Genomic DNA, 10306 nt, shown 5'->3' with positions numbered 1-10306 from the left:
GCGCCCTGCTGATGACCGCCAAGCGCGAAGCCGGGCGACTGGACGGCAGCGCCGCGTCGCTCCAGGCCCTGGACCCGCGCTGGCTGGAAAACAGCACCTGGCAGACCTTCAAGCGCGCCGCCGGGCCGGCCGGCACCTACCACCTGCTGTCGGCGATGGACGTCAAGTACGACTACCGCGAAGGCGTGGTGGCCAAGGACGAAGCGGGCCTGTACCGCTCGATCCTCGGCCGCACCTTTGGTATCGCCGCGTTGACCACGCTGTTCTGCGTGCTGCTGGCCTTTCCGCTGTGCGCCTTCCTCGACCGGCGCACGCCGCGCACCCGCAACGTGTTGCTGCTGATGATCCTGCTGCCGTTCTGGACCTCGATCCTGGTGCGCACCACCGCCTGGATGGTGCTGCTGCAAGACGAGGGCATCGTCAACGCGCTGCTGCTGCGCCTCGGCCTGATCGACAGCCCCGTGCACCTGCTCTACAACCGCTTCGGGGTGATCCTGGCGCTGGTCCATGTGATGTTGCCGTTCATGGTGTTCCCGTTGCTGGCGGCCATGGCCGGCTGCAACCGCCTGCTGGTCCAGGCCGCCTATTCGATGGGCGCGCGGCCGTTGCGGGTGTTCTTCCAGGTCTACCTGCCGCAAGTGTTGCCGGGGTTGGCGGCGGGGGCGCTGATGGTGTTCATCGTCACCCTCGGCTTCTACATCACGCCCGCGTTGCTGGGCGGCCCGGCCGACCAGATGATCAGCTTCTACATCGCCCAGTTCACCACCGGCACCCTCAACTGGGGCCTGGCCTCGGCCCTGGGCCTGGTGCTGCTGGTAGCGACCACCCTGCTCTACCTGATCCAGGCCTGGCTGGCTCGCCGCGGCAGCGAAGGAGTGAACCGATGATTCGCAATCCCAATAGCGGGCCGCTGGCCTGGTTCGGCAACCTTGGCCTGTCACTGGGCGGCTGGCTGGTGCTGGCGTTCCTGCTGCTGCCGATCCTGGTGGTGCTGCCGCTGTCGTTCAGCGACAGCCGCTACATGTCGCTGCCCCTCGGGCAGTTCACCCTGCACTGGTACGAGGAATTCTTCGCCTCGCCGCAATGGCTCGGCGCGCTGTTCAACAGCTTCGCCATCGCCCTGACCAGCACCGTGCTCGCGGTGGTCCTCGGCGGGCTGGCGGCGCTCGGGCTACGCCACCCGGCGATGCCCGGCAAACGGCTGATCGAAGTGCTGCTGATCGCGCCGATGATCGTGCCCGCGGTCATCGTCGGGGTGGGCATGTACTTCGTGTTCTCCAGCGCCGGCATCACCCGCACCTTCGCCGGGCTGGTGCTGGCCCATACCACCCTGGCGGTGCCGTTCGTGGTGGTCAACGTCGGCTCGGCGCTGGGCGGCCTCAACCAGCGCCTGCTGTGGGCGGCGGCGAGCATGGGCGCGACGCCGTGGATGACCTTGCGCAAGGTGACCTTGCCACTGATCTCGCCGGGGCTGATCTCCGGCGGGCTGTTCGCCTTCGCCACGTCCCTCGACGAGGTGGTGGTCACCCTGTTCCTCGCCGGCCCCGACCAGCGCACCCTGCCGCGGGAGATGTTCACCACGGCGCGGGAAGCCCTGAGCCCGGTGCTGCTGTCGGCGGCGACGATCATGGTGGTGTTCGCCTCGCTGCTGCTACTGCTGTCCCGTTCCTTCACCCGCCGCTGATCGCCACAACCACGGCCCCGGCCACATGACCCGCACTGCGGGCCCTGTGGCCGGGGCCTTCGCGTGCCTGCGATTCATGACGCGAAGAAAAGCCGAAACCATCGCCCAAGCGGCTTGACAGCACGCTGGCAGGATCAATAGCATCAGCCATCCAGAGAAACAGTGTTTCTATCAAAAGAACAAATAGACGTTTCTCCGGATACCCATGGTCACGCCCTGGAAGCCACGTCCTCTTCCCGCAACAGGGCTGTGACTCGCGCACCTGCATGGAAAAACAATAATGAAAATCAAAAACCTGCTTGCACTGGCTTGTGCTGTTCCCCTGACCGCCCAGGCCGACACCGGCGGCTTTGTCGAAGACGCGCACCTCTCAATAAAAGCCCGCAACTTTTATATGAACCGTAACTTCCTCGACGACCGCACGGCGCAGAACTACTCCGAAGAATGGGCACAGGGTTTCATCGCCACGTTCGAGTCGGGTTTCACCCAGGGCACGGTCGGCTTCGGCGTCGATGCCATCGGCCTGCTCGGCATCAAGCTGGACACCGGCAACGGTCGCAAGGGCGGCGGCACCTTGCTGCTGGAAGAAGACAGCGACGGCGCCAAGGACAGCTATTCGAAAGGCGGCGCGGCGCTCAAGGCCAGGCTGTCGAAAACCGAGCTGAAGTTCGGCGAACAGTTGGTCAACCTGCCGGTGCTGGCCACCACCGACAACCGCCTGCTGCCCGAGACCACCCAAGGCTGGTTGCTGACCAGCAAGGAGCTGGACGGCCTGACCATGCATGCCGGCCATTTCACCGCCATGCGCAGCCGCGACCAGAGCGAGCACGACAGCGGCCGGCTGTCGTCGCTGGACCTGATCGGCGCGGACTACCAGCTCAACCGCAACCTCAACCTGCGGGCCTACCACTCGGATGTCGATGACTACTGGCGCAAGTACTACGTCGGCGCCACCGCCGTAATGCCGCTGTCCGATGGCTACGCCTTCAAGCTCGACTTCAACGGCTACGACACCCGCAGCCAGGGCCAGGCCCGCGCCGGCGAACTGGACAACCGCATCTGGAGCCTCGCGGCGTCGCTGACGGCCGGGCCGCACGGCTTCCTGATCGCCCACCAGCGGGTCAGCGGCCAGGGCAACTACACCTATGGCGTGGACGGCAACAGCACCGTGTTCCTCGCCAACTCGGTGCAGTATTCGGACTTCAACTACGAGAACGAACGTTCGTGGCAGGCGCGGTATGACTTCAACTTCGCCGCGCTGGGCGTGCCCGGCCTGACCTTCATGACCCGCTACCTGCGCGGCACCGATTTCCACACCGCCCAGACCGACAACGGCCGGGCGTGGGAGCGGGACATCGATGTGAAGTACGTGGTGCAGTCGGGCAGCGCGAAGGACTTGTCATTCCGCGTGCGGCAAGCGAGCTTCAGAAGCCCGGACCGCGGCGTGAATTTCAATGAGGTGCGGTTGATTACCGAGTATCCGTTGAGTCTTTTCTGAGGTTCTGAGGGCCTCATCGCTGCATGAGATCGAGCGCCGCCCGCGCGGCGCATCGCGAGCAAGCTCGCTCCTACATTGGTTGCAACGTACCTGTGCCTGTCAGGCCATGGTTGACCGCCTTGGTGGTTCGGCTTGATTTCGAGGCTGACGCCTCAGCCACCCCGCACTCTCCCGCCATGCAGCAAGGCTGGCAACGCCAATCCCATAGGCCATGGTGCGTTGCAACAAATGTAGGAGCGAGCTTGTCGGGGCGCCGAACCGTCGCGATGCGCCGCGCGGGCGGCGCTCGGTCTTGAGGGCGCTGAAAAACTGTCGGCTAGCACCTGGTCGCCATTACACAGTATCCAGACTGACACCTCATGGTCTTCATAGAACCAAGAGTTACCTCAACGCCCCCTGCTACAACCGCTGATACGTCCCCGCATGCAAGCGCTCGCTGATCTCCGCCGCCGCCGATTGCAACTCGCGCAGCATGGCCGCGGGCGGCGGTGACGGGATCGCCGCGCTCGGCCCGACGATGCCGATGGTCCCCACGATCTGGTCGTTCTCGCGGAAGATCGGGCAGCACAACGCATTGATACCCAGGGTCACTTCGCCGTCCGCATCGTCGTACAAACGCTGGCGGATCAGCTCCAGGCGCTGTGCCAGTTGCTCGGGGTCGTGCAGGGTGTTGGGGGTCAGTTGCGGCATCTTGCGGCGCATCACCCGTTGCTGGCTGGCGGCATCGGCAAAGGCCAGCACCGTGCGGCCCTGGGCCGAGCAGTACGGCAACACGCGGTTGCCCGGCTTGACCGAGATGCACACGTTGGCCTTGGATTCGACGCAGGACACCACCAGCGCGGTGTCATGGGTGGCGACCGCAAGCAAGGCCGTCTGGCCCGTGGCGTCGCGAATACGGGTGAGATAGGGATCGGCGATGGCGCGCAGGTCGAACTGTTCGCCGGCGGCTTCGCCGTAGGCCACCAGCCGTGCGCCGAGCATGTATTTCTCTGTGGCCGGGTCCTGTTCGAGGATGCCTAGCTGGCGCATCGACGCCAGGTGGCGGTAGGTGCGCGGCTTGGCGGTTTGCAGTTGCTGGGCCAGCTCCGTCACCCCCAGCGGGCGACGGGCGGCGGTGAGTTCATCGAGGAGACGAAAGACCATCTCCACCGATTCCAGCAGCGCCGGGCCGCTGCTGGTTTTTTCGTCTTCCTGGTCCAAGCGATCACCTCATGTCGAGCTGTGGAAAGCCCCGATTGTATCGCTCGACGAAACGCTTGTGTTGCTCCGCGACATCACGCGTTGGCAGTTTTACCGATTATTTCGCTTTGCCGCGCACGCGGTGGCTTGACCGAGAACATCGCCCAGGCACCCAGCACGGTCATCACCGCCAGCACATACAAGCCATATTCCAGGTGCCCGCTGCTCTGCTTGATCCAGCCCATCATGAACGGGCTGGCGTAACCGCCGAGGTTGCCCACGGTGGCGATCAGGGCGATACCCGCGGCGGCGGCCGTGCCGGTCAGCAATACGCCGGGCAATGCCCAGAGCACGCAGAACCCGGCGAGCCCGCCGGACATCGCCAGGCTCAGGCCGGCCAGCGACAACACCGGTTGATCATGAAAGAACGCCGCCATTGCCAAGCCCAGCGCAGACGCCAGGTTGCACAGGGTGCCGTGCCAGCGCCGTTCGCGGGTGCGGTCCGAATGGCGGCTGACCACCAACATGCACACCGACGCCACGGCGAACGGAATCGCCGCGATCAGACCAGTCTGCGCCAGGCTTTTCACCCCCAACCCCTGGACGATCTGCGGCAACCAGAACGACACGCCGTAGGTCCCGCACAGCAAGGCGAAGTTCACATAGATCAGCAACCACAGGTCCTTGTTGACGAAAGCCGCGCGGAAGTTGTGCCCGGCCCCGGCCTGCTCCTGCGCCTCGCGCTGCGCCGCGAGCTGCTTGACCACTCGCGCGTTCTGCTCCGGCGTCAACCAGTGCACCTTGCCGGGACGGTCATCCAGGTAGAAGAACACCACGACGCCGAGGATCACCGCCGGCATGCCCTCGATCAGGAACAGCCATTGCCAGCCGGCCATGCCATGGACGCCGGCGAAGGTCTGCATGATCCAGCCCGACAGCGGGCTGCCGATCACCCCGGCCATGGCGATGCCGAGGTTGAACCAGGCCATGCCCTGGGAACGGGCATAGGACGGGAACCAGTACGTCATGTACAAGACCACGCCGGGGTAGAACCCGGCCTCGGCCATGCCCAGCAAAAAGCGCAACACGTAGAACTGGTTGGGCGTAGTGACGAACAGCATGGACACCGAAAGAATGCCCCACACCACCATGATCCGGGCGATCCAGAAACGCGCCCCGACCCGCTGCAGCATCATGTTGCTGGGGATCTCGCACAGGCAGTAGCCGATGAAGAACACCCCGGCGCCGAAGCCGAAGGCCATGTCGCTGAGGCCGATGTCCGCCGCCATCTGCAGCTTGGCGAAGCCGACGTTGACCCGGTCGAGAAACGCCACGATGTAAAGCACGAACAGGAACGGCAGCAGACGCCAGGCGATGCGGTTGTAGAGGGTGCTGTCCTGCTCGTTGTCGAAGGTACTACGGGCTATGAGATTCATCGCTGCACTCTTGTAATTGTTGTATTGGCGAAGATTCGGCGACCGGTCAGCCGGCGGCGAGGATGAAGTCCGCGCAGCGCTCGCCGATCATGATGCTTGGCGCATTGGTATTGCCACTGACAATCGTCGGCATGATCGACGCGTCGGCTACCCGCAGGCCCTCCACACCGTGCACCTTCAGGTCCGGGCCGACCACGGCGCCGGCGTCCTGGCCCATGCGGCAGGTGCCGGCCGGGTGGAACACGGTCTTGGCCACGGTGCGCACATAGTCCTCGAACACCGAGTCCGGTACATCGTCGTGGTCCGGCAGCAGGAGCATTTTTTCGACCACGCTGGCCAGTGCCGGCGAACGCAGGATGCGCCGCGCCACTTTCACCCCGGCGACCATGGTGCGCATGTCCTCGGGGTCACTCAGGTAATTGGCATTGATCGCTACCTCCTGCATCGGGTCGGCACTCTTCAGGCGCAGCCGGCCGCGAGAGCGCGGGCGCAAGGCGCACGGGTTGATGGAAATACCGTGACCGATGGGCGGCAGCCGGTCCATGTCGCCCACCAGTGCCGGCACCACATGGAACTGCACGTCCGGGCGGCCGCAGCCGGTGGCGTCGACGAAGGCGCCGCTCTCCACCACGTTGGAACTGAGCAGGCCGCGCCGCGTCGCCAGGTACTTGAGGCCGTGGCCGATGGCCCGCAGGCCGCGGTCATGGCCCAACAGGCTGGCCGGCTGGCGGGTCTGGGCGTAGACCGAGGCGCTGAGGTGGTCCTGGAAGTTCTCGCCGACGCCCGGCGCATCGACGCGGGTGCGGATGCCCAGCGACTGCAGGTGCTCGCCCGGACCAATCCCCGACAGCATCAGCAGTTTTGGCGAAGCGATGGCCCCGGCGCTGACGATCACTTCGGCGCGAGCCTTGAACTCCAGCTCGTCGCCCTGTTGCCCCTTGGCCCGCACACCCACCACGCGCTGCCCTTCGAACAGCAGTTCGGTGACATGGGTGTTGCTCAGCACCTTGAGCCGCGGGTCATGGCGCAGCGGGCGCAGGTACGACACCGCGGAACTGGCACGGCGGCCCTCGGCGGTGGTGGTCTGGTAGAAGCCGGCGCCCTCTTGTTTCGCGCCGTTGAAATCGTCGGTGGCCGGCACGCCCGCCTCCACCGCCGCCTGCACGAAGGCCTCGCTCAAGGCATGCCGGTGGCGCGGATCGCTGACTTTCAGCGGGCCGTCCTGGCCGTGCAACTGGCCGCCCAACCGGGCGTTGGCCTCGCAGCGGCGAAACACCGGCAGCACGTCCGCCCAACCCCAGCCCGGGCAGCCGTTGGCCTGCCACTCGTCGTAGTCCTCGGCCTGGCCACGGATGTAGATCATCGCGTTGACCGAGCTGCCGCCGCCGAGGGTGCGGCCCTGGGGAATGTAGACGCGGCGCTGGTTGACGAAAGGCTCGGGTTCGGTGCGGTACATCCAGGTGCGCTGAGTGCCATGCACGCGAATGAAAGTGCCGGGGATATGAATGTAGGGATGATTGTCGGCGGGACCGGCTTCCAGCAGCAGCACCTGCTTGCCGGCCGCCGCCAGCCGCGCGCTGAGGGCGCAGCCGGCGGAGCCTGCTCCGATGACGATGTAGTCGAATGTCTGCATTGTTCTTGTTCTCGACGCAGGGATCCCGTCGGAGCTGGCTTGCCAGCTCCCACAGGTCCCGCTAATTCAATGAATGAGGTGACCAGTCAGCCGATCTGGCTGACGAACTTGGTGGTGAAGTAGGCGTCCAGCCCTTCGCTGCCACCTTCGCTGCCGTAGCCGCTGTCCTTCACCCCGCCGAACGGCGTTTCCGGCGCAGCCAGGCCGAAGTGGTTGATCGACACCATGCCCGACTCCAGTTCGTCGGCCAGCAACGTGGCGCGCTGGATCGAACGGGTGAAGGCAAAGGCCGCCAGGCCGAACGGCAAGCTGTTGGCTTTCTCGATCACCTCATCGAGGCTGTCGAAGCGCACGATCGAGGCGATCGGGCCGAAGGGTTCTTCGCTCATCACCCGAGCGCTTTCCGGAACATCGGTGAGCACCGTGGCCGGATAGAAGAAGCCGCCGCCCTCGACGCCCGCGCCGCCCAGCGCCAGTTGCGCGCCGACCGCCAGGGCGTCGTCCACGTATTCCTGCACCGCCGCCACCCGACGCGGGTTGGCCAGCGGGCCGAGCTGGCTGGCCGGGTCCTGGCCGTCGCCCATCTTCAGCCCGGCGCTGACGCGGCAGAAGGCTTCGACAAACTGCTCATACACCGCCGACTGCACATAGAAGCGGGTCGGCGAAGCGCAGATCTGCCCGCCATTGCGGAATTTCAAGCCGGCGCCCAAGGCCGCCACGGCGTCCACGTCGACGTCGTCGCAAACAATAAAGGGTGCGTGCCCGCCCAGCTCCAGGGTGCAGCGCTTGAGGTACTGGCCGGCCAGCCCACCGAGGGCGCGCCCCACCGGCACGGAGCCGGTGAACGACACCTTGCGGATCACCTCGGAGCGGATCAGGTAATCGGACACTTCCGCTGGCACGCCGAACACCAGGTTCAACACCCCGGCCGGTACGCCGGCATCCTGGAAGGCGCGGCACAGTTCGATGCACGAGGACGGCGTTTCTTCCGGGCCTTTGGCGATGATCGAACAGCCCGCCGCCAGCGCGCCGGCGATCTTGCGCACCAACTGGCTGACCGGGAAGTTCCACGGACTGAACGCCGCTACCGGACCGATCGGCTCGCGCAGCACGGTTTGCCGCACACCGCGGGCGCGCGGCGGAATCACCCGGCCATAAGCGCGGCGCCCTTCCTCGGCGTACCAGTCGATATGGTCGCCGGCACCGAAGGCTTCCATTTTCGCTTCCGCCAGCGGCTTGCCCTGCTCCAGGGTAATCAGCGCGGCGATCTCGTCCGAGCGCTCGCGTACCAGGTCCGCCGCCTTGCGCAGGACTTTCGAGCGCTCGTAGGCCGAGGTCTTGCGCCACACCTGAAAGCCCCGCTGGGCGGCGGCGAGGGCGCGGTCCAGATCGGCGGTCGAGGCCAGGCCGAGACGGGCGATCAGCTCGCCAGTGGCGGGGTTGTAGACATCCGCCTGGCGTTCGTGGGTGCCAGCCGACCACTGGCCGTCAATCAGAAGAGACTCGATTACACGCATCTGTGGATTCCTTGAGGCTAATATTTCTTACAACGAAATGTTGTTCTTTTGAACGACACAATCCTAGGGCCGTTCAAAAGCTGCTGTCAAGGTTGAAAAAGGGGCTTGACCGCCTCGATACGGCAGGCGTAGGTTTATCTCACAGCGAAACACTGTTCCTCTATAGAAAACAAAAAGGAGATTCGCCGATGAGCCTCGCCCAGGCACTGCTGCATAACTGGAATGACCTGCCACGGGAAGTCGTACGCAAGGGAGTGGAACGGGTGGCCTTTCGTGGCGACGACACCCTGTGCGTCATGAACTGGCTGAGCCCGGGCATGGATGTCTTCCCCCACAGCCACACCTTCGAACAACTGGTGATCATCGTTCAGGGCCGCGTGCGTTTTCACCTCGGCGACGAGGTGGTCGAAGGCGGCCCCGGCAGCATGATCCGCATCCCGCCGCACGTGGTGCATTACGCCGAACCGCTCGGCACTGAAGTGGTGATGAACCTGGATGTGTTCTCGCCGATCCGTGACGACTACCGTCACCTGATCGAATACCAGGCCGGCGAGTTCGCCGACGCAGCGGTATCGGCATGAGCGCGGTCACCTTCGCCACCCGGCTGCGCGCCGGCGAGCCGCTGCTCAGCAGTTTCATCAAGACCCCCAGCCATGCCGTGGTGGAAATTGCCGGGGATGCCGGCCTGGATGCGGTGGTGCTGGATGCCGAGCACGCGCCCTTCGACCAGGGCAGCCTCGACCTGGGCCTGCTGGCCTGTCGCGCCGCGTCCGTCAGCGGCCTGGTGCGGGTCGCCGATGCGCGCCCGGCGACCTTGCTGCAAGCCCTCGATCTCGGTGCCGACGGGCTGGTGCTGCCGCACATCATCGACGCCGGCCAGGCCCGGCAAGTGCTGCAAGGCACCCGTTACCGCGACGGCAACCGCGGCTTTTCCAACTCACCGCGGGCCGGCGGCTACGGCCGCGCCACCCTCGCCGAGCACCTCGCCGCCGAGGACGGCCGCCACGCGATCGTCGCCCAGATCGAAGACCGCGAAGCGCTGGACAACCTCGCCGCCATCGCCAGCGTCGAGCAGATCGACTGCCTGTTGGTCGGGCGCGCCGACCTCGCCGTGTCACTGGGCGCCGAGCGCCTCGACGATCCGCGGGTCGAGGCCGCCGTCAACCGCGTACTCGACGCCGCCGCTCGCGCCGGCAAGGCCAGCGGCATCTTCGTCGCCAGCCTCGAAGACCTCGACCGCTTCGCCGCCCGCGGCGTGAGCTTTTTCATCCTCGGCTCGGACCAGGCGCTGCTCCGCGCCGGCTGGAGCCAGCACGCCCGACATTTTCGCGACTCGGCCCGCTGAGTCGCTACCCAACA

General features: G+C 65.7%; 9 protein-coding genes. 5 read left to right on the top strand and 4 right to left on the bottom strand.

The features are described from left to right. The 3 genes from NTD82_RS16185 to NTD82_RS16175 all read left to right on the top strand — a co-directional run. A partial coding sequence (locus NTD82_RS16185; RefSeq protein WP_262129444.1) for an ABC transporter permease occupies positions 1-887 on the top strand: 887 nt, incomplete at its 5' end. Next, complete coding sequence (locus NTD82_RS16180; protein WP_371864338.1) at positions 887-1684, top strand: ABC transporter permease; 798 nt, start codon at positions 887-889, stop codon at positions 1682-1684. The genes NTD82_RS16185 and NTD82_RS16180, both read left to right, overlap by 1 nt. Before the next feature lie 280 nt (positions 1685-1964). Then, on the top strand, positions 1965-3182 hold the full coding sequence (locus NTD82_RS16175; protein WP_262129443.1) for an OprD family porin: 1218 nt from the start codon (positions 1965-1967) through the stop codon (positions 3180-3182). Between the two features lie 399 nt (positions 3183-3581). On the opposite strand, the gene NTD82_RS16170 is transcribed toward NTD82_RS16175, so the two are convergent. The 4 genes from NTD82_RS16170 to NTD82_RS16155 form a co-directional block, all read right to left on the bottom strand. Further along, positions 3582-4382, bottom strand: a complete 801-nt coding sequence (locus tag NTD82_RS16170; RefSeq protein ID WP_262129442.1) for an IclR family transcriptional regulator — start codon at positions 4380-4382, stop codon at positions 3582-3584. A gap of 74 nt (positions 4383-4456) precedes the next feature. After that, complete coding sequence (locus NTD82_RS16165) at positions 4457-5797, bottom strand: MFS transporter (protein WP_262129441.1); 1341 nt, start codon at positions 5795-5797, stop codon at positions 4457-4459. Positions 5798-5843: 46 nt separating this feature from the next. Then, positions 5844-7430, bottom strand: a complete 1587-nt coding sequence (locus NTD82_RS16160) for a GMC family oxidoreductase (RefSeq protein WP_262129440.1) — start codon at positions 7428-7430, stop codon at positions 5844-5846. 86 nt (positions 7431-7516) lie between these two features. Further along, positions 7517-8947, bottom strand: coding sequence for an NAD-dependent succinate-semialdehyde dehydrogenase (locus tag NTD82_RS16155; protein WP_262129439.1), 1431 nt, complete (start codon positions 8945-8947; stop codon positions 7517-7519). 188 nt (positions 8948-9135) lie between these two features. On the opposite strand from NTD82_RS16155, the gene NTD82_RS16150 reads away from it, so the two are divergent. Then, on the top strand, positions 9136-9528 hold the full coding sequence (locus tag NTD82_RS16150; protein ID WP_095158807.1) for a cupin domain-containing protein: 393 nt from the start codon (positions 9136-9138) through the stop codon (positions 9526-9528). Continuing rightward, entirely contained in the window at positions 9525-10292 is a 768-nt protein-coding gene (locus NTD82_RS16145) for an HpcH/HpaI aldolase family protein (protein ID WP_262129438.1), read from the top strand. Before NTD82_RS16150 ends, NTD82_RS16145 begins: the two co-directional genes overlap by 4 nt. Positions 10293-10306: the final 14 nt, after the last annotated feature.

This window comes from Pseudomonas sp. 5P_5.1_Bac1 (assembly GCF_025466015.1).
GTDB lineage: Bacteria > Pseudomonadota > Gammaproteobacteria > Pseudomonadales > Pseudomonadaceae > Aquipseudomonas.
This window is presented reverse-complemented; position numbering and strand designations above follow the sequence as displayed.

Excerpts from the sequence above, each read along its gene's own strand:
- NTD82_RS16165 (WP_262129441.1), bottom strand. The coding sequence starts at position 5,797 with ATGAATCTCATAGCCCGTAGTACCTTCGACAACGAGCAGGACAGCACC.
- NTD82_RS16175 (WP_262129443.1), top strand. The coding sequence starts at position 1,965 with ATGAAAATCAAAAACCTGCTTGCACTGGCTTGTGCTGTTCCCCTGACC.
- NTD82_RS16150 (WP_095158807.1), top strand. The coding sequence starts at position 9,136 with ATGAGCCTCGCCCAGGCACTGCTGCATAACTGGAATGACCTGCCACGG.
- NTD82_RS16160 (WP_262129440.1), bottom strand. The coding sequence starts at position 7,430 with ATGCAGACATTCGACTACATCGTCATCGGAGCAGGCTCCGCCGGCTGC.
- NTD82_RS16155 (WP_262129439.1), bottom strand. The coding sequence starts at position 8,947 with ATGCGTGTAATCGAGTCTCTTCTGATTGACGGCCAGTGGTCGGCTGGC.
- NTD82_RS16145 (WP_262129438.1), top strand. The coding sequence starts at position 9,525 with ATGAGCGCGGTCACCTTCGCCACCCGGCTGCGCGCCGGCGAGCCGCTG.